Raw genomic sequence first — 21,421 nt, forward strand, 5'->3', positions numbered from 1 at the left:
TGTCATCACTGGCTTGTCCACTCTTCCCGGAAATTAACGCCAGCCCTACCAGGCGCGCTGATAAAGCTGGCGTGATATTTTTTCGCCCTCCGGCGGCGGAAATCCTCTCGGCTAAATATTGACGCCCACCAAGCCTCCCAGAGCCCCGGCGGCAATCCCGGCGAACGCCTTGTTCGCCAGCACGAGCAGCGATACCGGTTCCTGGGTCATCTCCAGCCCCACGCCGACCGAAATCAGCACATACATCAGACCTACCGCCATACCGACAAGCAGACCCGCGCCCCCGGCGCGCTGAGCGGCAAACGCGCTGCCGATGAAAATGCTCGTCACCGTCACCGCCACCATGATATAGCGCAGATAGTTCTCGATGAACAGACTCTCCGTGGCCAGGCTGACCACCGACAGGAAGATTATCGCCACCAGCGACACCGTCAAGCTGACCAGCACCCCTGCGCCGATCGCCATCACCGCCCCTGGCACCTTTTGCGTCGGAACACTCGCCCGTGTGCGTCTGGTCACCTTAGCCACAGTATCCCCCCCTCAAGGGTTTTACTGTAATTTATGCTAAGTAGCCAGATTCCATTCCTTTATAAGCTTGATGATTCCATAGTTGGTGAGATCGAAATGGATGGGCGTCACCGAAATCTTGCCCTTTTTAACGGCCATGACGTCGGTGCCATCCTTGTTGTCGGTATCCTTCAGGCTGCCGCCCATCCAGTAATAAATCCTGCCTCTGGGATCTTCGCGCCGCTCGAAGGTATTCTCGTATTCGATAACCCCCAGAGTGGTCACCTCCACCCCGGCAAGCGCCTCATCCGGCAGCGGCGGTACGTTGACATTCAGCAGCGTATCGGGTGGCAGCGTCCGTTCAGCCAGCTCCAGGACAAGCTTGCGGGCGAAGCGGGCCGCCGGCCGGAAATCGGCCGGCTTGAAAGTGGCCAGCGACACCGCGATCGCCGGGATACCGTGGAGGGCCCCCTCGATCGCCGCGCTCACCGTCCCCGAATACAGCACATCGGTCCCCATATTGGGGCCCTGGTTTATCCCGGAAACGACCACGTCCGGCTTCACCGGCAGCAGCGCCTCGACAGCCATCTTCACGCAGTCGGTGGGCGTCCCGCCCACTCGCCAGGCGCACAGCGGCGGATCGTCAATGCAGAATTGATCGACGCGGATGGGGTGATGGACGGTGATCGACTGGCTCGTTGCGCTCCGCTCGCTGTCCGGCGCCACAACAGTCACCTCGCCGATCGTCGCCAACTCCCGCCACAGCGCCTGTATTCCCGGCGCGTTGATCCCGTCGTCGTTTGTCAACAGAATACGCAAAAGAACTCCTCCTATACCATCCTGCAAATGCTGCTGTCACAGCTGATTCATTATCTTATGCGTCTGCGGTATAACCCGCACATCGTCCACCACATCGAGCGCCGCCGCCAGCAGCCGCAGCACCGCCTCCGGAGCGATGCCGGCCACCCTCCCCACCGGCGTCACCGGCTGAAGCACCACCGGGATGCGACTGTCCACAGCCGCCACCAGTTTTAGCGCCCGGCGAAACTCCTCGTCGCCCGTCGCCGCCGTCAGCACAAGCTTCACATACACCTCGCGGGTTGACGCCAGACGGAGAAAGCGTTCATGCTCGTCCCACAGTTCGCGCCCGCTGATCGACGGCAGCTTGATATCCATACTGACGATATCGATATGGGGCAGCACAGCCGCCAACTCGTCAGGCATCGTCCCGTTAGTCTCCAGATACAGGCGGCCGGCCAGCTTCGGCGCCAGCTCCGCCAGCTCCGCCGCCTGGCAGAGCGGCTCGCCGCCCGTCAGGCTCACCGAGTGGTGCGGCGCACCGAGGAGGCTGTTGACATGCCCGGCCAACGCCTCGACCGGTAATGGATTGTCCACCGCGAAGAAATCCCGCCCTCCCGGCGTAGCCTCCACCCTGGCAGTCGCAGCCGCCACGCGGGAAGCCGGCGTATCGCAATAATCGCAGGCCAGGTTGCAGCCCGCCAGGCGCACGAACACCTGCCGGTAGCCGACATACCTGCCTTCCCCCTGGATGGAGGAAAAAACCTCGACAATCTCCACCTGTGCCGTCACTCCTCCCGATACACGGCCGCCGAATGCGGCGACTCCCACACCTTCACCGCCGTCACCGCCACCCCCGCCGGCAGGTGTCCGGCCAGTTCGCGGTAGACATACGCGGCGATGTTCTCCGCCGTTGGATTGACGGCGCGGAAAGGCTCAATCTCGTTAAGATAATAATGGTCGAGCGTATCGATAACCCGCGTTACCTCCTGTTTGAGGACGCGGAAATCGACCAGCATCCCCAGGCTGTCCAGTGCGGGGCCGGCCACCGTAACCTCCACACGCCAGTTATGTCCGTGGAGGCGGTTGCATTTGCCGGGATAATCGGCCAGCCTGTGGGCGGCCTCAAAATCGACGATCGTCGTCAGTTCGTACATCATTAATCCCTCCCAACCCTATGATTAGCCCGTCGCGGCGATAGTACTCGCCGGCCGACAAAAATAGATGAGCCCCAAGACTCATCTATGAAACAGCGCGAACATCCGATTGGCAGACTTACTATTTCGCCGCCTGCTTGCTTAAATAATTCTCCTTGGGAAAATCGTCGGCCGTCGCCAGCAGCGCCACGTCGCGGTAGCTGAGGCCGCGGGTGTGCTGAGTGTGGCTCCACTCCCGGTCGTTGCGGTGCAGGAAGCCGATAAAAGTGATGGGAATCCAGCTATAGACGAACAGCGGATAAAGCACCATATACCACCACGCCTTCAGGGGGGCGCGGATCTTTGCGAGGACAATGACCGGGAAAACATACTGGCCGACGGCGATCAGCTGCCAGACTTCGACCGGCAGAATCATAAAGAGGATATTGGTGTAAAACGGCACGATATGGTAAATGTAGCTGCAAACCACAAAGGTCGTCGACATGATCAGGAAATGAGGCTGGAGAAGGTGAAGGACGCCGTCGAGGATGCGGATATCCCGCTGGCGGATCCCCTCGTACAACAGGCGGGGTATGTAACGGCTTGCCACGTCGAAGTGCCCCTGGGCCCAACGCTTGCGCTGGTGCCAAGACTGCACGAATGTGAGCGGCTTCTCGTCGTAAACGATGGCGTCGTGGCACCAAGTGGTGCGGATGCCGAGCAGCAGCGCCTTCATCGTGAACTCCATATCCTCGGTCAGGCAAGTAGCCCCCCAGCCGAACTTATGGAGCACGTCGGTCGAGATGCACATCCCCGTGCCGCCGAGAACGCTCGACAGGCCGAGATTATACTTCGCCAGGTGCCAGATATGGTTAACCACCCAGAAGGAAATCGCGAAGGTGCCGGAAATCCATGTATCGCAGGGATTCTTGGAATCCAGGTAGCCCTGGATGACCTTCTCGCCCTTGCACAGGCGGTTGTTCATCTCAAGCAGGAAATTAGGATGCACCAGGTTGTCGGCGTCAAAAACCGCCACCGCGTCATACTTGCGGGGCAGGCGGAACAGCTTGGCGAAGATCCACTCCATCGCATAGCCCTTGCCGCGCTGCTCGAGGTTGAAGCGCTCATACACGATCGCGCCGGCGGCCCTGGCCAGCTCGGCCGTGCGGTCCTTGCAGTTGTCGGCCACCACGAAAATATCGTACAGGTGGCGGGGGTATTTGAGCACATGCAGGTTCTCGATCAGCTGGACGATGACCTGTTCCTCGTTGTGGGCGGCGACGATGACCGCGAACGACTTCTTCGGGGTCATTATCTTGATCTCCCGGCGGCGCCATACCCCGAAGAAAGCAAGAGCGAAATAGTAGAGAGTGAAAAATACGATAATCAGCTGCATTGGAACCATTATGTAGTCAAATAGCTGGTTCATGGGCCGGTCTCCTTTTCGTGGGCGAATCCTTGAATCCGCCCTTTTCGGCACTTGCTGGCTCAGTCACAAAGTAACGAATCACTTAATACACAAATTACATTTTAATTATAGTAAACCTTACTTGTCAAGCCATAATAAAGAAGCGTAAAGCGGCCCTGCTTACCAAAATCAGGAATATCGCCCTTCTTCGGCGGTACAGCACAATTTTCCTGCTCTTACCGTCGGCAGGCTACCTTTAATATAACCAACAAATTGCTTCATATCCTGAGGAAACCGGTCTGGATCCGGAACGTTATGATTCCTTGGCCTCGAACAGCGCGAACAGGTTGTTGAGCAGGCCGAAAACGGCGTAAGCGAAGAAAGCGGCGAACAGCGCCCCCTGCGGCGACAGGTATATTAAGTAGCCGCCAACCAACACCGCCAGCACGGCCGGCACCGGACGGATCTTCTCGCCCTTCCCTTTGAAATCCGGATACTTCACCGTGCTCACCATGAGATACGCGAACACGGCCACAAATATGGCAAACATCCACAGGGGGGGCTTGAGGCCGGTCATCACGAAAAGCGCTACCGTGCAGCCGGCCGCCGGTATCGGCAATCCGAGAAAATAGCCCTTTACCACCCCGGTCATAACGTTGAAGCGCGCCAGGCGGAGCGCCCCGCAGGTGGCGAAAGCCGCGCAGATCAGCGCACCTATCCAGCCTAAATCCTTCAACATATATACGTACGCCAGAAAAGCCGGGGCCACCCCGAACGAGCCGGCGTCACAAAGCGAATCGAGCTCCTTGCCAAACTCGCTGCTCACGCCGAAATAGCGGGCGGCGCGGCCATCAAGCCCGTCGGCGACCATCGCCACAAAGACCAGCAACGCCGAAGCGACGAAATCTCCCTGAAAAGCGGCGACCATCGCCAGGAAACCGAAAACAAGATTGGAACATGTCAGCAAATTGGGGATGAAAGTTCTCACTCGCGCAACCTCCCTATAACCGTCTCGCCGCCCCGGACTTTGTCGCCTTTCTTGACCAGGATCTCCACCGACCGGGGAACGACGATCTCCGTACAAGAACCGAACTTGATCATGCCGTAGCGCTCGCCGCGCTCAAGGACCACGCCCAGCGTCACCCAGGAAACGATCCGGCGCGCCAGGATACCGGCAATCTGCGTGACCAGCACCCGCATCTTCTCGTTCTCCAGGCCGATGGTATGCCGCTCGTTCTCGCAGCCTGCGGATTCCTTGTAAGCCGGGCGGAAGCGCCCGCAGGTATACTGCTGGAATTTGATCTCGCCGGCTATCGGGCTGCGGTTTACATGAACATCGAAGACCGACAGGAATATCGTAACCTTTATCCCGTCCTGTTCGAGGAACTGGTCCTCGTACACCTCGCTGACCCCCATAACCCTGCCGTCGGCCGCCGACACCACCATAGTGTCGTCGAACGGTATAGCCCGCCGGGGATTACGAAAGAAAAAGGTGACAAACGCGGCCAGCACGCCGGGGATGATGGCCCAATACAGGCCGACTGTCAAGGCGGTGACAAAAGTGATAAGCACGAGAATGCCGATATACAGGAAGCCCTCTCTAACGATTGGAGTCTGGGTCATCAAGCCACCTCCTTCCGGTCAACTATCGCCTTCCCCCACAAAACAAAAAGCAAGACAGAAATCCCGCCCTGCCTTATTTTCCTAAATCATTATAATATACCCGTCAGACGTTGTCTAATGTTTTTTGGCCGCCAGCACCCGCAAGACGAAGCGCGGCAGAGCCATCATCCGCCCGATGCGGCTGGGCTCGCAGCCCAGTCGGTACAGCCATTCCAGGCCGGACCGCTGCATCCAGAGCGGCGCCCGGCGAGCAACGCCGGCCATAACGTCGAAAGTGCCCCCGACGCCCATAGACACAGGCACCGACAGCGTCGCCTCATGCGTGGCCAGCCACTTCTCCTGCTTGGGCACCCCCAGGGCGGCCAGCAGGATATGCGGCCTGCTCTCCCTGATAGCGGCGGCGATGCCGGCGGCCTCCTCGGGGGCAAAATACCCGTCGCGCACACCGGCGACAACAAGCCCCGGCCACTTCTGAGCCGCGGCTTCGCTGGCCCTGGCGGCGATCCCCGGCGCACCGCCGAAAAAGAACACCCGCCAGCCCGTCGCCGCCGCCTTGGCCAGCAGCGCCTGCGCCAGATCGAAGCCGGCCACCCGTTCAGGCACCGGCCGCCCCAGATGGCGCGCCGCCCATACCACGCCGGCGCCGTCCGGCACCACGAGCGCAGCGTCGGCCAGGATGCGGGCCAGTTCCAAGTCGCGCCCGGCCGCCATCACCATCTCGGCGTTGGCTGTCGCTACAAGGTGCGGTCCGCCTTCGGCGATAAAACCCTCGACCGTCCGGACCGCCTCGGCCAGAGTCACTGCATCGATATTAACTCCCAGAACGTCAACACGCACGCGGCAAACTCCTCGGAAAGCCTTATTTCCGCCGGTGCGCGGCAAACTGCCGCCCCAGCTTCTCACACCATTTTACCACATCATTACAATCCCGGCAATCGCAGCCAGGGCGGCAGCTTCCAGCCAGGCTTCTGTTCCGGCTGCGCCTGATCGCCCGGCGCGGGGCGGCCTTCAGGGTCCGGCAGCTTCTGCCCCGGCCGGGTGCGGGGATCGATCGCCGTCGGTTCTGTGCCCTTGACGAACGCGCTGTATTCCGTCTCCTGGCAGCCGCCGCTGGCCAGCTTGCCCGAATCGGCGCACACCGGCACCCCTGTCGCCACCCCCGGCGGCACGGGGAAATCGGTCGCCCTTGTCCCCGCCACCGCCTTCGCCATCATCTGGCCCCACAGCGCCGAAACCTCCGTCCCTGATATGCCGACAGGCGTACGGTCGTCATTGCCGATAAAAACCCCTGTAAGCAGCTCGGGAGTGTAGCCCACAAACCAGGCGGTCTCGTAATTGTCGGTCGTCCCCGTCTTGCCGGCCGCCGGCCGGCCAAGGTTGGCGGGCGTCGCCGTGCCGTCCTGCAGCACCCCCATCATAATATCGGTCATGATATACGCCACCTCGGGCCGCAGCACCGACTGCTGGACCACCCTGGCCTCCTCCAGCACCTGATCGTTCTCGTCCAGCACCCTCATGACGGCCACTGGGCGCGACACCACACCGCCGTTGGCGAACGCCGTATACGCCGTGCACAGCTCCATCAGGCTCACGCCCTGCGTCAGCCCGCCCAGAGCCGCCGCCAGATTATCGTCCTCAGGCACCAGCGTCGTAACCCCCAGGCTGCGGGCCAGACTCAGCACATTCGCCATCCCCGCCTGCCGGCCCGTCTTGACGGCGGCCACGTTCACCGACCAGCGCACCGCCTTCTTCATCGTCACCGGCCCGCGGTACTTCTTGTCGTAATTCTGGGGCGAATAACCGCCGATATTGATGCGCTCGTCGACGATGATCGTATTGGCAGCCTGGCCCTGCCCCAGCGCGGTCGCGTACACGAACGGCTTGAACGCCGACCCCGGCTGGCGGACCTCGGCCGTCACCCGGTTGATCTGGCTCTCCTCGTAATTCCGCCCGCCCACCATCGCCCGGATATGGCCGTTTCGGGGGTCGAGCGTCAGCACCGCCCCCTGATATTTGCCCAGCACTGCCTCCGCCGCCTGCTGCAGCTTAATATCCAGCGTCGTATAAACCTTCAGTCCGCCCTTGTAAACGCGGTTCGCCCCATAACGCCCCACAAGCTCCTTGGCAACATAGTCCAGAAAATACGACGCCTGCACCACCCGGCGCTTCTTCCCGGCCAGCGCGATCGGCTCGCGCTGGGCCGCCTCGGCCTGCGCCTGCGTTATATAGCCGGCGTTGGCCAGCCCCTGCAGCACCGTGCCCCGGCGGTTGAGCGCCGCCCGCACATCGGCGTACGGCGAAAAAATGTTCGGCCCCCGCGGCAGGCCGGCCAGCATCGCGCTCTCCACCAGCGAAAGCTCGGCGGCGTGCTTGCCGAAATACACCTGGGCGGCAGCCTCGACGCCGTATGCCCCCTCACCGAAATACACCTGATTGAGGTACGCCTGGAGAATCTCCTCCTTGGAAAACTTCCGTTCGATGATCAGCGCCAACAGCGCCTCCTTGAGCTTGCGGGTCAGCGTCTGCTCCTGAGTAAGGAACATCTCCCTCGCCAACTGCTGCGTTATCGTGCTGCCCCCCTCCACCACCCCGCCGTAGCGGAGATTGACCCATACTGCCCGCAGAATACCGATAGGGTCGACGCCGAGATGGCGGTAAAAGCGGATATCCTCATTGGCGACGATCGCCTCAGGCACATACCGGGACACATTGCTCAGCGTCACGACAATCCGGTTCTCCTCAAACAGCTTGGCCACCGGCTGGCCGTTGACGTCGAAAACCTGTGTAGCCGCCTTCATCGAAAGATTCTCGAGATTATCGGTGCGCGGCAAGGAAAAATAGGCACAGCCGGCCGCCGAAAAGAGGGCGATAACCATAGCCGCGATCACGACGTCGACAACATACTCCCGCCAGACAGCAAGCTTTTTATGGCGCCGGCGGCCGTGTTCTTCCATGCCTCAACCCCTCCTTTACCGATAGTATATCCACAGCTAGTATATCCACAGCTTGGCAGGTAATTGCGCGGCAGGAATCATCCCCGCCACCGCGAATATTACATAAAAATATTATTGTCGTCGGGGAACTGTCATGACCAAAACCGCCACCCTCCTGCGCACCGCCAGCTACCTTGCCGCCGCCCTCCTGCTTCTCCTCCTCTGCACGCCCCTCGCCTCACTCGCCTTCCACCGCCCGCCCCCGCCCGCCACACCTTCCCTGCCGGCCAGCGCAACCGGGCCGCCCACCTACCGCCTCGCAGCAGGCTTCGTCCCCTCCTCACCCGGCGGACCCGTGTACGACACCCTCACCGTCGACCGGCGCCGCGCCGAGAGCCTCCCCACCGCCCTGCCGCCTGCCTTCCCCTACTACGGCGAACGCACCGTCTACCTCACCTTCGACGACGGCCCCGACCCCGACATCACCCCCGCCATCCTCCGCATTCTGCGCCAGGCCGGCGTCCCCGCCACCTTCTTCGTCGTCGGCCGCCAGGCGGAAAAAGCCCCCGCCATCCTCCGCCAGATCCAGCGCGACGGCCACGCCATCGGCAATCATTCCTACAACCACTCCTACCGCGAGCTCTACCGCTCCCCGGCCGCCTACACCGCCCAGCTCCGCCGCACCGACGACATCCTCGTCAAACACCTTGGGTTCCGCCCCCGCATATCGCGGGCTCCCGGCGGCTCGGCCGGCAGCTTCACCGCCGGTTACTGGTCGGCCCTCGCCGACGAAGGCTACCGCGAGGTCGGCTGGAACGTCAACTCCGGCGACGCCTCCCGGGCCAAGGCCGCCCAGATCGCCGCCGCCGTCGCCCAGCAGCTCGACAGCCGTAAATTCCTCTGGAGCCACGCCATCGTCCTCATGCACGACGGCCGCGGCCACGAAGAAACCGTCCGCGCCCTCCCCGCCATCATAAAATACTTTCAAGACCGCCGCTTCGAATTTCGGGTGGTTAACCTCGAAACCCCGCCCGCCTGGTAACGCGAACCGCCCCGGGATAATCCCGGGGCGGTTCGCCTTCTTCACACACCGCCGTATTTTTCGAAGAACCACAGACAGAACTTGCGGGTGATGTAAAACAAGACGAACATCGAAAACCACGTCAGATACCAGTCCCAACTAATATAAATGATCAGATCGGTATAACGCTCGAGCATGACCTCGGCAACCGTCAGCGCAGAGCAGAAAAGCATGTAATACGCCGCTCGCACCAGGGCTTTACTGCCCTCGGGAAAGTAGACGTTGAAATACGCGCACAGCACCGGGAAAAAGAAATATTCGAACGTGAAACTTGTCTGATTGGCGTTTTCGAAAAAACGCACAGGGTACATTATCCAGCCTCTGTCGACCACATACAACCCCACAGGCCACGTTATGAATTGTTTGAAGAGAAATGCCACCAGAGCAAGGCGTACCTTTTCCCTGGGGATGAGAAAAAACAGGCTGACAACAGTAGCAATCCAGACACCATAGAGAATCAGTTTTTCTGTTGACAAATGCCTTCATCCTTTGTCGTCGTGGTAATATATCTTCCCCAGAATACCTTGGAAAAAGCCGAACCGCCCCGGGATTTCCCGGGGCGGTTCAAAATTACTTCCTCTTAATAATCCTACGCAAACAGCAACGCGTAGATGATCAGCAGCGCCGTCTGGGCGAATGCCACCGCCCAGCCGTTGCGGATCATCGATCCGAGGTCCTTCGACTGCGCGAAGCCCATCATCGCGACCATGTTGCTGCCCGGAATGATGAAATTCGTCACCCGCGTCGCCACGATCAGCGCCACCGTCCAGGCGATCATCGACACCCCGTACTGGCTCACCAGCGAGGCGAACATCTTGTTGAGCGTCATCAGCTCGGCCACCACCGCGCCCGAGATGCCGAAGGCGCCGATAACGCCGCCGGCGATGACCACCGCCGCCTTGCCGCCTATCTGGATAAGCGGCATGAGCAGATACGTGATCGCCTTGAAACCGCCGGCATGCTCCACATAATTGATGAGCAGCTCAAGGAGGATAAACAGCAGGAAGATGCCGACATTGCCGGCCATCCCCCGGACGACGCCGCGGCAGATCTCGTCAAACTTCAGCTTGCCGACGAACCCCACCACGAAAGACAGGATCAGCATGACCGATATTACGTACGGCGTCGCCGCCTTGATGAAAATGCCGTAAGCTATCAAGGCGATGAACAGCCAGACGAAAACATTGGTGGCCCGGCGGCTGGTATCGGTGGGGGTAAACCCCACGCTGCTCGACCGTATCGTCTCGTCGTACGACGATTTTTCGGCCGTGTCGCGCTGGATGCGCCACATCATAATCCAGGCGGCGATCATTGTCACGACGGCGATCGGAATCGCCGCGGTAATGAGCATTGTCCCGTAATCCAGCTTGGTCAGGCCGAGCAGCGTCACCACCGGCGGCGTGAACGGCCCAAGGGTCAGGGCTTCCTCGCCCACGCTCTGGTAAAGCACCGCCACCATCGCCGGCGTCAGCCCCACCGCCGCCGCGATCGGGTTGACGATCGGGGCGATGATGGCGATCCCGCCGGCCATCGTTCCCAGCAGGCCGACGATAACCAGCGACGCGAACATTATCCCCAGAGCCGCTTTGCGCTGGGAATTGACGCCGATGCCGTACATGATCTTATACACCAGAGTATGGGCGACCTTGGTCTCGGACAATATCTCGCCCAGGCCGCGTCCCAGCATGATGATGAGTCCGACCAGCCCGAGGAACGAGCCCATCGCCTTCGACAGGTCAGCCCCCACGGCCACGAGGCTCTTGGCATTGATCACCGCGCCGATCACCACGCAGATGATCGTAGCCGGCAGCGGGTCCATCTCCCGCAGCACCAGCACCATGTACACCAGGAGCGGGATCAGGCCCACCAGGCCCCACCACAGATTGAAACCGCCATCAACCATTAGCTTCCCTCCCTATATTTACTGGCTTCCCGGTCCGTCACCGCTTGCGCAGCACCTCCCCCCGCCCGTCGCCCGTCAGGCTCCCGGCTGCCACCGCCGGCGCGCCGTTGACAAACACATACTCTATCCCCTCCGGATACTGGTGGGGATTGGAAAAGTCCGCCCGGTCGCGGATGCGCTCAGAGTCGAAAACCACAACATCCGCCATATATCCCTGCTTCAGCAGACCGCGGTCCCTTATGCCGAAAATCGCCGCCGGCAAAGCCGTCATCTTGCGCACCGCCGCCTCCAGGGGCAGCAGTCCCCGCTCGCGGACATAATGACCCAGCACCCGCGGGAACGTGCCGTAATTGCGGGGATGCACCATCTTGCCGCCGTCCCTCGCCGGGTCGAGGCCGCTGCCGTCGCTGCCGACAGCCACGAAATCGCTGCCGATAATGCCCTCAAGATCCTCGCTGCTGAGCGAAAAATAGATCGCCTCCACCGCGCCGCCTTCCTCCTTAAGCAGAGCGACCACCGCATCCTCGGGCGCCAGCAGGCGATCCCAGGCCAGCTCGGCCACCGTCCGGCCGACATACTTACCGTTAGCCGCGGTACGCAGCGAAGCGATCCTGACCCGTTCCGGCCCGCCCCGCACCGCCATCTCCTCGCGGACCGCCTGGCGGATGCGGGAATGAAGGTCGGCGTCCGCCAGCCGCCATAGCATCGCTGCCGGGCCGCCGTCCTGCACCCAGCCGGGCAACAGCGCCGTCAGCGACGTCGACGTGGCCTCGTAAGGATACTGATCCGCCCACACATCCACCCCCTGGGAACGCGCCTCGGCCAGTCTGTCCAGCGCAGCCCGCCCCTGTCCCCAGAAGGGCTGGCCGATAGCCTTCAGGTGGGAAATAAGCACCCGCGCCCCGCTGGCCGCCGCGATCGACACCGCTTCCTCCACCGCCGCCGGCAGCGTTTTGCTCTCGCCGCGGATGTGGCTGGCGTAAACCGCCTTGTAGGCGGCCAGCACGCCGGCCAGTTCAACAAGCTCCGGCGTGGCCGCAAAACTGCCCGGCGGGTAAATGAGCCCGGTCGACATTCCCCACGCTCCCTGCTCCAGCGACCTGGCCAACAGCATCTTCATCTCATCAAGCTCGGACGCGGCCGGCACCCGGTCGTCCGACCCCATCGCCGCTATCCGCAAAGCCCCGTGGGCCACCAGGGGAGCCAGATTGCGCCCTGGCTCCAGTCGCTCCACCGCCCTGGCGTAGCCGTCCATATCCTCCCATTCGATGCCCTGCGGCGGCAGCTCGCCTTCCATCGTGGCCAGGTACGTCTCCAGCTCGCGCCGGCGTCCGGCGCTAACCGGAAATAACCCGATGCCGCAGTTGCCGACCATCTCGGTCGTCACCCCCTGCATCAGTTTGCTGTTGCCGCGCGGCCCGTGGAAAACCGTCCGGTCGCTGTGGGTGTGGCTGTCGATGAAGCCAGGGGCCACTACCAGGCCCGCGGCATCCACCACCTCCGCTCCGGCAACGGACAGCCCTTTCCCCACCTCGGCAATCCTTCCCCCTGCCAGCAACACGTCGGCCCGCTCGCCCTTGCGTCCGCTGCCGTCCAATACAAAACCATTCTTGAGCAGATACTTCACAGCAATCCCTACCTTTCCCAAAAAATAAAACCAGCAAAACACGCCCACCCCCGTTGGTAGGGACGCTGTTTTGCTGGATTTCACCTGCGTCAGACAAATGAAGCAGCAATATCAGATTTCAACTCTAAATTAGCAGAAAATTCAGCGGCTGTCAATAGCTAACAATTCCGGTTCAGATCTTCCTGCCGGGTCAGATGATCGCCCCTCACCCCCTGCTTATAGAGGCGGTAGCGGCGCTGGGCCTCCTTGAAAGCCACGATGATCGCCTTCTGCGACGACCCGAAATAGCGATTCTCGATCTCGCGGCGGATAGCTTCCCCGTCGGTGAGCATGTTCCGGCCCTTGAACAGGCTGTCGAGAAAGTCGTACGTACTCTTCATGATGACTGAACTGCCGCAGCTTTCGATGATGTCGGTATCGCGGTCGATAACAAACCCGAGCATGAACTGCCCGTACATCTGGGTTATGGGATTGTTCATCTGCGACTTGGAGTCACCGATGATGTAGACGGTATTGGGGGAGTACATGATCGCCGCCCCTCCTCTGGAAGAATATGCCTATCCATTCGCCGCCTCCCCCCATTCTCCCTCCTTTCACAAAAAAGCCGCCCTTTCGGGGCGGCTTGGGAACCGTGTCGCTTACATCAGTATCTTCGGCAGAATAAGGAATCCGGCGGTGACGATTACCAGCCAGAACACGCAGATGAAGGCCATGAAGCCCCAGACTTCCTTCAGCTTCATGCCCACGAGGGCCAGGGCCGGGATGACGTACAGCGGCTGGATGAGGTTGGTCACCTCGTCGCCGTGGACGAACGCGTTCATAACTAAGGGAATATTGGCATTCAGCGCCTTCGCCGCTTCCATGAGAATCGGCCCCTGAACGATCCACTGGCCGCCCTGGGACGGGATGAACAGGTTGACGAACGCGGCCGAGAAGAACGACCAGGCGTAAATGGTATCGGCAGTCGCCACCTTGATCAGCAGCCCGGCGACGACCTTGCCCAGGCCGGACGCCGTCATCATACCCATGATGCCGCCATAGAACGGGAACTGCAGCATAACTTCGGCCGCCGGCCGCATCATGTCTTTGAAAGCGTTCACGAACTTGCTGGGAGTATTGTAGAGGAAAGCGTTAAGCGTCAGGAACATGAAGATGACGAAGTTGAAATCGAGCGACTTCATAACACCCTTGGTTACGATACTATGGATGATGACCGCCAGGCCGGCCGCGCCGATCAGCAGCATCAGGAACCGGCTGCTGTTCATCTTGTCGGCCAGCGTTTCATCCTCTTCCCTGGCGACGGTCGCGGCGACCGCCGGTCCGTCCTGCGGCTCGTAGGTTATCAGTTCGTTGGCGGGCGGCTTCGTATACACGCCAAGCAGGATGACCGTAATAACCATAATAAAGAAGATCGCTGTGTTGACCGGATTATAGACAGTCACGTCCTGGGTCCAGATGCCGATGGTTTTCTCGAGAAAATGTCCCTTGGTCGCCACCAGAGCGTACACGCTCGCGCTCGGGCACCAGGTCTGGCCCAGCACCATCGTGGTATAGCCGGCGGCGATCGCCAGCGGAAAATGCAGGCCCTTGACGTTGCGCGACAACTGCATCGCGAAGATCGGCGTAAGAATCGACGAGAATGCCCAGTTGATCAGGCTGGAAACGAACCCGAAGACCAGCATGACCACCATCGCCATCGAAGCCGAATTCGGCATCCTGGCCACCCTGGCAAGGAACTTCTCGACCAGCGGCGCCTTGGCCGCCGCCCCGCAGCAAATGACCATGAACGACATCTGGAACGCGAACCCGATCATCGTCCACAGGCCGTTATACCACCCCAGCACCAGCTTCAGGGGACCGTCGGGGCTCACCATCAGGCCGAAAACAAAGGCGAACAGGGTGAGGATGACGCAAAACACGAAGGAATCGGGGATATACCGGTCGGCCGCGAACTGGAACGCTCTCGATATCCGCCACAACATAGATTCAACCCTCCCTAAATATCTAAAATTCCGGGGGTTTACAAATAATACTCCGAAGCTTTCAATTGATGGATGAGTTTCTTCATGAATTGCTTTTTGATCGCAGGAATCTCGTCCTGCTTATAAACATAAAAACCCTCGCCCGTCTTGATGCCCAGCTTTCCCTCCTTCACTTTTTCGCGCAGCAGCCTGTTGGCCTCCTGCGAGTTGTCCATCACCTTCAGCAGATTGTCGCCCACGACGCACCAGATATCGAGGCCGCCGAAATCGGCCACCTCCAGTTGCCCCGTCGTGGCGTAGCGGAAGGCCGGGCCGAACTTGAGCGCCTTATCGACGTCGGCCGGCTCGGCTATACCCTGCTCGATGATCGAAAACGCCTCCCTGGCGACGCCCTGCTGGATGCGGTTGGCCACCAGACCGGGCACGTCCTTGAGCACCTTGACCGTCTGCTTCTTGATCGACCGGTACAAAGCCTCGACTTCCTGATAGATCTCCGCCGGCATGTTGCCGAAGAACGACAACTCGGCAATCGGCATCAGGTGGCCCGGATTATACCAGTGGCAGACCATCATCCGCTTTTTGCGCTCCTCGCCCACGAGCGCCATCATCGCATTCAGCGCCAGGCTTGAGGTGTTGCTGGCCAGGATAGCTTCGGGACGGCAATACTCGTCAAGCTGTTTGAACAGCTTCTGCTTGAGGTCGATGCTCTCGGGAGCGGCTTCGATGACATAATCCCGGTCGGCAACCGCCGTTTTCAGGTCGGTGCACGGCGTTATCCTGTCGAGGGTAGCCTGGATCCCGGTCGCGGGCATAAAGCCCTCCTCAGCCAGCAGCTCAAGCTCCTGCCTTATCTGCTCCTTCGCCTGGGCCAGCACCTGCTCGCCGGTATCGAACATATTCACATCATAACCGTAGAGCGCGAACGATTCGGCGATAGCATGCCCCATCGTCCCCGCGCCAACGACGCCGATTTTCTTGATCATGGCAGGGCACCTACTTTCTGAGATTGAGAATGCTTCTCGCGTCGTCCGGTGTGGCGACTTCCTTGTTGGCTTCCTTGATCAGGCGGACGGCCCGTTCCACGAACTCGGCGTTGGACTTGGCCAGCCGGTCTTTGGCATACAGCACGTTATCCTCCATCCCCACCCGGACATGGCCGCCGAGAGCGAGCGTCGCGTACAGGATGGGGATATGGCCGGCGCCGATGCCGAACGCTGACCAGGTCGATCCGGGCGGCAGCAGGCTCTTGAGATAAACCAGATTCTCCACCGTCGCCGCCGTCCCGCCGGCCGCCCCCAGCACGAACTGATAGTGGCCGGGAGAAGCGATAACGCCCTTTTTCATATAATAAACGGCGTTATAAAGCATACCGGCGTCGAAAACCTCGATCTCAGGCTTCACCCCGATCTCGGTCATCGTCCTGCCCAGTTTTTCGAGAAACTGGGGGTGATTGATGAACAGGCTGTTGTGCATCCAGTTCATTGAACCGGCGTCATAGGAAGCAAGTTCCGGCCTGAGCTCGATAAGGTGGGCCATCCGCGTCTCGTCGGTGGCGTTCAGGTCGCCCGATGTCGTGAGATTGAGGACGATATCGCACTTCTGGCGGATAAGGCCGACCGTCTCGGCGAACTTCTCCTTGCTCATCGTTCCCTTGCCTTCATCGTCGCGCATGTGCAGGTGGGCGACAGCTGCGCCCGCCTGCCAGCACGCGTAGACGTCGTCGGCGATTTCCCGCGGCGTCAGCGGGATGTTCGGGTTGTGCTCCTTCGTGGGCCAGGCGCCGGTCGGCGCAACGGATACGATTACTTTCTGCATCATTGTCACCTCAAAGTAGAATTATTTGGGACTGAAACTATATAAAGCAATAACCGTGCCAATAGCGAAAAGCCCGGCAATCGCGGCTTCCCGGCGAAAAAAAACGGGAGAGCGATGAAAAAATTCATCGCTCTCCCGCGAAAAATAATGCAAAATATCTGAAAAATGTGCCATCACAGGCGATGATAAAATTCATCGCTCGTGATGATCATTTTCATCGCCTAACTTAAGCCCGAATTTCTTAGCTTTCTTGACAATTGTCGACTGATCCACCTTGAGCACCTTGGCCGCTTTACGGGTGCTGCCGTGGAGGGCCAGTACCCTCTCCAGCGTCTTTTTCTCGATATTCGCCACAATCTCTTTGAGGCCAGCCTCCCTGATCGCCGGCTCGCTGTAACCGGAATAGACGTTCAGCAGCGGCGCGAGGCGTTCGCCGGTTATCACCGCCGCAGGCTCGGCGACGATCACCAGCCGCTCGACGATATTCTGCAGTTCGCGGACATTGCCGGGCCACGAATACTGTTTCATGATCGCCAGTCCGGCGTCTTCGATATAAGTAACTTTACCGTACTTGGCGTTGTACGCCGCCAGGAAATGCTCGGCCAGCGGCTCGATATCCTCCGGCCGCGATCTGAGCGGGGGGATTGCGATGGGAAAAACATTCAGGCGATAATACAGGTCTTCCCGAAACCGCCCTTGCTGAACAAGTTTTTGCAGATCGCAATTGGTCGCCGCCAGAATTCTCACATCGAGCTTGACGGGTTTCGTCCCGCCGATGCGTGTTATCTCCTTATGCTGGATAACCCGCAGCAGCTTCGACTGCAGCTCCAGCGGCATATCGCCGATCTCGTCGAGCAGCAGCGTCCCCTTGTCCGCCAGCTCGAACATTCCCAGCCGGCCGGTGCCGACCGCGCCGGTAAAGGCGCCCTTCTCATAGCCGAACAGCTCGGCCTCCAGCAGATTACCGGGAATGGCGGCGCAGTTCACCTTGATGAACGGCCCCTTGTTGCGGGGACTGTTCATATAAATCTCGTTGGCGACGACCTCCTTGCCCACGCCTGTTTCGCCGGCTATCAGCACAGTGACGTCGAGAGGCGCCACCTGGTGGATCGCCTCGATGATCTTCGCCGTCGCCGCGCTGCAGCCGATAAGGCTGTTGTTCAGGTGAAGGCGGCGCAGATGCTCGATCTCCAGGATGCTCTTGACCTTGTCCGCCTCGACGGCCTTCATCTTCTCCTGCGAAGCTTCCAGCTCGGCTTTCATCGTCAGCAGATCGGTGATCTCGCGGTCGATGACGACCACATACTTCACGTTGCCCTCGGCGTCGAAGACCGGGTTGCCGGTGATCAGCATCTTTCTGCCGTTCCGGAGGCTCTCCGCCATCGAATTGACCTGTTTCCGGCGCCTGATCACCTCCGGGGTGACCGCGTTCTTATACAGGCCCGCCTCCTCAAGGTCTTTGACATGCTTGCCGACGACCTCCTCCGGCTCGATACCGGTTATCCGCGTGTACGCCTTGTTCACATACAGCGTCTTACCCGCACCGTCGGCGATATAGATGCCGTCGTAGACATGATCGCCCAACTCGCGGAAATCGAATTCGGCCGTGCGGCGGAATTCCTCCAGTACCTTGCCCAGCCCGGCCGCCACTTTTTCGTGTTCGCACCGTCCGCAGCCGTCGGCGGCAATCTTCCCGATCAGCTCCTCAAGGAACGCCTGAGCCGCAAACTTGTCCTGTCCGCCCACTTTACCACCCCTCTACATCCACTATAGAGCAAGAATCGCGCCAACACAACAGAAAAGAAGCCGCCCAGTGGGCGGCTTATTCTTTCTATACGCTGTAATTGGGCGCTTCCTTGGTGATGCTGATATCATGGGGATGGCTCTCCTTCAGACCCGCGCCGGTCACCTTGACAAAGCGGGTCTTGGTGATGAGCTCCTCGATATTCCGCACCCCGCAGTAGCCCATCCCGGCCCGGAGGCCGCCGACCATCTGATAGATCGTATCCGACACCACCCCTTTATACGGGATGCGACCCTCGATCCCTTCGGGCACCAGCTTCTCCATATTCTCCTGGAAGTAGCGGTCCTTACTGCCCTCGACCATCGCTCCCAGCGAACCCATGCCGCGGTAAATCTTATAGCTGCGGCCCTGATAAATGATCGTTTCCCCGGGGCTCTCCTCCGTGCCGGCCAGCAGATTGCCGATCATCACCACGCTCGCCCCGGCGGCGATCGCCTTGGTAATATCGCCGGAATACTTGATGCCGCCGTCGGCGATCACCGGTACGCCGTAAGGCCGCGCCGTCGTGGCGCAGTCATACACTGCCGTGATCTGGGGAACGCCGATGCCGGCGATAACCCGCGTCGTGCAGATCGAGCCAGGCCCCATGCCGACCTTGATGGCGTCCGCCCCCGCTTCGATCAGGTCGCGGGTCGCGGCGCCCGTAGCCACGTTGCCGGCCATCAGATCGACCTCGGGATAATGCTTCTTGATATACTTGACCGCCTCAAGCACCCCGCGCGAATGGCCGTGGGCGGTGTCGACCACCAGCACATCCACCTTCGCCTTCACAAGTGCGGCCACGCGGTCGGGCATGTCCTCCCCGACCCCGATGGCGGCGGCCACCCGCAGGCGGCCCTTGAGATCCTTGGCCGATTGCGGGTACTTCTGCGCCTTCTCGATATCCTTGATGGTGATGAGACCCTTCAGATACCCCTGCGCGTCGACCAGCGGCAGTTTCTCGATACGGTGCTGGCGCAAAAGCTCCTTGGCCTCCTCCAGCGACGTACCCACCGGCCCGGTGATCAGGTTGTCCTTGGTCATGCATTCGTGGATCTTGCGGGTAAGGTCGGTTTCGAACCTGAGGTCGCGGTTGGTGAGGATGCCTACAAGCCTGCCGCCCTCGACAGTGATCGGCACACCGGAGATGCGGTAGCGCTCCATCAGGTCGTGGGCATCCTGGAGCGTATTGTCCGGCGCCAGGAAGATGGGGTCAACGATTATGCCGTGTTCCGACCGCTTGACCTTGTCGATTTCGTTGGCCTGGCGTTCGATGGACAAATTCTTGTGGATGACGCCGAGGCCGCCTTCCCGTGCCATGGCAATCGCCATGCGCGCCTCGGTCACCGTATCCATTCCTGAGCTGATAATGGGAATATTGAGTTTGACGTTCCTGGTAAGATTAGTAGTCACATCGACATCGCGGGGCAAGATCTCCGAACGGTTGGGGACGAGCAGCACATCGTCGAAGGTCAGGCCTTCCGGACCGAACTTGTCGTCGAACATTGCGTTACTCCTTTCAGCATTTGTCTAACACGTATTTTGAATATAATACCATAACTAACCGGACGAATCCACCCTTTTTGTCCCCGCAGCGAAAAAATTCCCCGCCGCCGTTCGCGGGGCGCGGATACAATCCATTTCCCGGCCTCACACTACACATATCATGCTCACCCGGAGGTGCAAAAATGCTGGCAATCCGCGGCGGAACCGTCCACACCGTCAGTCGCGGCACGATTGAAGACGCCGTCATCCTGCTTAATAACGGCAAAATCGTCGCCGCAGGCCGGCACATCTCCATCCCCGCCGACGCGCGCATCCTCGAAGCCGCCGGCAAAGTCGTCACCCCCGGCCTCATCGACTGCCACACCCACCTCGGCATCGCCGAGGAAGGGGTCGGCGACGCCCATGTCGACAAAAACGAGATCGCCGACCCGGTCTGCCCCCACCTCCGCGCCCTCGACGCCGTCAACCCCGAGGACGAAGGCCTGGAAGACGCCGTAGGCGGCGGCGTCACCGCCATCATCGCCACCCCCGGCAGCGAAAACGTCATCGGCGGCCAGAGCGTCGCCATAAAAACCCGCGGCCGCGTAATCGACGACATGATCCTCCGCCAGCCGGCCGGCATCAAGATAGCCTTCGGCGAAAACCCCATCAAAATGTACGGCGGCAAAGGCAAGTCCCCCTCCACCCGTATGACCGTCGCCGGCATCATCCGCGAAAACCTCGTCGCCGCCCGCGAATACGCAAAAAAACCGCCAATCGGACGCAACCTGCGCCTCGAAGCCCTCGCCCGCGTGCTGAGCGGCGAAATCCCCCTCAGAGCCCACGCCCACGCCGCCGACGACATCGCCACCGCCCTCAGGATAGCCGCCGAATTCAACCTGCGGCTCACCCTCGAGCACGCCACCGCCGGCCACAAAATAGCCGACCTGATCGCCGCCCGCGGCGTACCCGCAGCCGTCGGCCCCTCAATCACCGCCCGCGTCAAAGTCGAACTCCGCGACCGCACCTACCGCACGCCCGCCATCCTCCACGCCGCCGGCGTCAAAGTCGCCCTCATCACCGACCACCCCTTCCTGCCGATCGGCGGCCTCCGCCTCGAAGCGGCCCTCGCCGTCCGCGAGGGCCTGCCGTATGACGCCGCCCTACGCGCCATCACCCTCAGCGCCGCCGAAATCATCGGCGTCGCCGACCGGATCGGCAGCCTCGACGCCGGCAAAGACGCCGACCTTGTCATCTTCGCAGGCGACCCTTTCGCCATAGCCACCAAAATAGATCAGGTGTTCATCAACGGCGAACCGGTCTACGGCCGTTGCTGAACA

General features: G+C 60.6%; 20 protein-coding genes. 2 read left to right on the forward strand and 18 right to left on the reverse strand.

Translation table 11 applies throughout. The features are described 5' to 3' along the window. Positions 1-111: 111 nt before the first annotated feature. From RIN56_02250 to RIN56_02290, 9 genes are all read right to left on the reverse strand, one after another. Positions 112-528 (reverse strand): TIGR04086 family membrane protein, encoded by a 417-nt coding sequence (locus tag RIN56_02250; protein ID MDR7865606.1) that lies wholly within the window; start codon positions 526-528, stop codon positions 112-114. Between the two features lie 36 nt (positions 529-564). Beyond that, complete coding sequence (surE, locus tag RIN56_02255; protein ID MDR7865607.1) at positions 565-1,326, reverse strand: 5'/3'-nucleotidase SurE; 762 nt, start codon at positions 1,324-1,326, stop codon at positions 565-567. Between the two features lie 36 nt (positions 1,327-1,362). Next, the gene (locus RIN56_02260; protein ID MDR7865608.1) at positions 1,363-2,136 is read right to left on the reverse strand and encodes a 7-carboxy-7-deazaguanine synthase QueE; all 774 of its coding nucleotides are present in this window, start codon (positions 2,134-2,136) and stop codon (positions 1,363-1,365) included. Next, positions 2,094-2,462 (reverse strand): 6-carboxytetrahydropterin synthase QueD, encoded by a 369-nt coding sequence (gene queD / locus RIN56_02265; GenBank protein MDR7865609.1) that lies wholly within the window; start codon positions 2,460-2,462, stop codon positions 2,094-2,096. The genes RIN56_02260 and queD overlap by 43 nt, the downstream gene beginning before the upstream one ends. A 121-nt stretch (positions 2,463-2,583) precedes the next feature. Next, the gene (locus RIN56_02270; GenBank protein MDR7865610.1) at positions 2,584-3,870 is read right to left on the reverse strand and encodes a glycosyltransferase family 2 protein; all 1,287 of its coding nucleotides are present in this window, start codon (positions 3,868-3,870) and stop codon (positions 2,584-2,586) included. Between the two features lie 292 nt (positions 3,871-4,162). Further along, entirely contained in the window at positions 4,163-4,837 is a 675-nt protein-coding gene (gene pssA / locus RIN56_02275) for a CDP-diacylglycerol--serine O-phosphatidyltransferase (protein MDR7865611.1), read from the reverse strand. Further along, on the reverse strand, positions 4,834-5,472 hold the full coding sequence (locus RIN56_02280) for a phosphatidylserine decarboxylase family protein (GenBank protein MDR7865612.1): 639 nt from the start codon (positions 5,470-5,472) through the stop codon (positions 4,834-4,836). The genes pssA and RIN56_02280 overlap by 4 nt, the downstream gene beginning before the upstream one ends. Positions 5,473-5,586: 114 nt before the next feature. Then, a complete protein-coding gene (locus tag RIN56_02285) occupies positions 5,587-6,309 on the reverse strand; it encodes a WecB/TagA/CpsF family glycosyltransferase (protein ID MDR7865613.1) in 723 nt (240 codons plus the stop codon). Positions 6,310-6,392: 83 nt separating this feature from the next. Further along, complete coding sequence (locus RIN56_02290; protein MDR7865614.1) at positions 6,393-8,426, reverse strand: PBP1A family penicillin-binding protein; 2,034 nt, start codon at positions 8,424-8,426, stop codon at positions 6,393-6,395. A gap of 133 nt (positions 8,427-8,559) precedes the next feature. Between RIN56_02290 and RIN56_02295 the strand changes: the two genes are divergently transcribed. Next, positions 8,560-9,447, forward strand: coding sequence for a polysaccharide deacetylase family protein (locus RIN56_02295; GenBank protein MDR7865615.1), 888 nt, complete (start codon positions 8,560-8,562; stop codon positions 9,445-9,447). Positions 9,448-9,488: 41 nt separating this feature from the next. Here the strand turns inward: RIN56_02295 and RIN56_02300 are convergent, their stop codons facing one another. The 9 genes from RIN56_02300 to guaB form a co-directional block, all read right to left on the reverse strand. After that, complete coding sequence (locus RIN56_02300; protein MDR7865616.1) at positions 9,489-9,962, reverse strand: CBO0543 family protein; 474 nt, start codon at positions 9,960-9,962, stop codon at positions 9,489-9,491. A gap of 113 nt (positions 9,963-10,075) precedes the next feature. Beyond that, complete coding sequence (locus RIN56_02305) at positions 10,076-11,389, reverse strand: Na+/H+ antiporter NhaC family protein (GenBank protein MDR7865617.1); 1,314 nt, start codon at positions 11,387-11,389, stop codon at positions 10,076-10,078. Between the two features lie 37 nt (positions 11,390-11,426). Beyond that, on the reverse strand, positions 11,427-13,016 hold the full coding sequence (locus tag RIN56_02310) for a D-aminoacylase (protein ID MDR7865618.1): 1,590 nt from the start codon (positions 13,014-13,016) through the stop codon (positions 11,427-11,429). Positions 13,017-13,174: 158 nt separating this feature from the next. Then, positions 13,175-13,543, reverse strand: a complete 369-nt coding sequence (locus RIN56_02315) for a DUF3870 domain-containing protein (protein ID MDR7865619.1) — start codon at positions 13,541-13,543, stop codon at positions 13,175-13,177. Positions 13,544-13,654: 111 nt separating this feature from the next. Beyond that, entirely contained in the window at positions 13,655-14,998 is a 1,344-nt protein-coding gene (locus RIN56_02320; GenBank protein MDR7865620.1) for a TIGR00366 family protein, read from the reverse strand. A 38-nt stretch (positions 14,999-15,036) separates the two neighbouring features. Further along, positions 15,037-15,981 (reverse strand): 3-hydroxyacyl-CoA dehydrogenase family protein, encoded by a 945-nt coding sequence (locus tag RIN56_02325; protein ID MDR7865621.1) that lies wholly within the window; start codon positions 15,979-15,981, stop codon positions 15,037-15,039. Between the two features lie 10 nt (positions 15,982-15,991). Then, the gene (locus RIN56_02330; protein ID MDR7865622.1) at positions 15,992-16,816 is read right to left on the reverse strand and encodes a 3-keto-5-aminohexanoate cleavage protein; all 825 of its coding nucleotides are present in this window, start codon (positions 16,814-16,816) and stop codon (positions 15,992-15,994) included. Positions 16,817-17,005: 189 nt separating this feature from the next. Beyond that, on the reverse strand, positions 17,006-18,559 hold the full coding sequence (locus tag RIN56_02335; GenBank protein ID MDR7865623.1) for a sigma 54-interacting transcriptional regulator: 1,554 nt from the start codon (positions 18,557-18,559) through the stop codon (positions 17,006-17,008). An 85-nt stretch (positions 18,560-18,644) separates the two neighbouring features. After that, positions 18,645-20,102 (reverse strand): IMP dehydrogenase, encoded by a 1,458-nt coding sequence (gene guaB / locus RIN56_02340; GenBank protein MDR7865624.1) that lies wholly within the window; start codon positions 20,100-20,102, stop codon positions 18,645-18,647. Between the two features lie 182 nt (positions 20,103-20,284). On the opposite strand from guaB, the gene RIN56_02345 reads away from it, so the two are divergent. Next, positions 20,285-21,418, forward strand: a complete 1,134-nt coding sequence (locus RIN56_02345) for an amidohydrolase (GenBank protein MDR7865625.1) — start codon at positions 20,285-20,287, stop codon at positions 21,416-21,418. Positions 21,419-21,421: the final 3 nt, after the last annotated feature.

The organism is Sporomusaceae bacterium (assembly GCA_031460455.1).
Classification (GTDB): domain Bacteria; phylum Bacillota; class Negativicutes; order Sporomusales; family UBA7701; genus Anaeroselena.

Excerpts from the sequence above, each read along its gene's own strand:
- queD (MDR7865609.1), bottom strand. The coding sequence starts at position 2,462 with ATGTACGAACTGACGACGATCGTCGATTTTGAGGCCGCCCACAGGCTG.
- RIN56_02270 (MDR7865610.1), bottom strand. The coding sequence starts at position 3,870 with ATGAACCAGCTATTTGACTACATAATGGTTCCAATGCAGCTGATTATC.
- RIN56_02280 (MDR7865612.1), bottom strand. The coding sequence starts at position 5,472 with ATGACCCAGACTCCAATCGTTAGAGAGGGCTTCCTGTATATCGGCATT.
- RIN56_02290 (MDR7865614.1), bottom strand. The coding sequence starts at position 8,426 with ATGGAAGAACACGGCCGCCGGCGCCATAAAAAGCTTGCTGTCTGGCGG.
- RIN56_02295 (MDR7865615.1), top strand. The coding sequence starts at position 8,560 with ATGACCAAAACCGCCACCCTCCTGCGCACCGCCAGCTACCTTGCCGCC.
- RIN56_02305 (MDR7865617.1), bottom strand. The coding sequence starts at position 11,389 with ATGGTTGATGGCGGTTTCAATCTGTGGTGGGGCCTGGTGGGCCTGATC.
- RIN56_02315 (MDR7865619.1), bottom strand. The coding sequence starts at position 13,543 with ATGTACTCCCCCAATACCGTCTACATCATCGGTGACTCCAAGTCGCAG.
- RIN56_02320 (MDR7865620.1), bottom strand. The coding sequence starts at position 14,998 with ATGTTGTGGCGGATATCGAGAGCGTTCCAGTTCGCGGCCGACCGGTAT.
- RIN56_02325 (MDR7865621.1), bottom strand. The coding sequence starts at position 15,981 with ATGATCAAGAAAATCGGCGTCGTTGGCGCGGGGACGATGGGGCATGCT.
- RIN56_02330 (MDR7865622.1), bottom strand. The coding sequence starts at position 16,816 with ATGATGCAGAAAGTAATCGTATCCGTTGCGCCGACCGGCGCCTGGCCC.
- guaB (MDR7865624.1), bottom strand. The coding sequence starts at position 20,102 with ATGTTCGACGACAAGTTCGGTCCGGAAGGCCTGACCTTCGACGATGTG.
- RIN56_02345 (MDR7865625.1), top strand. The coding sequence starts at position 20,285 with ATGCTGGCAATCCGCGGCGGAACCGTCCACACCGTCAGTCGCGGCACG.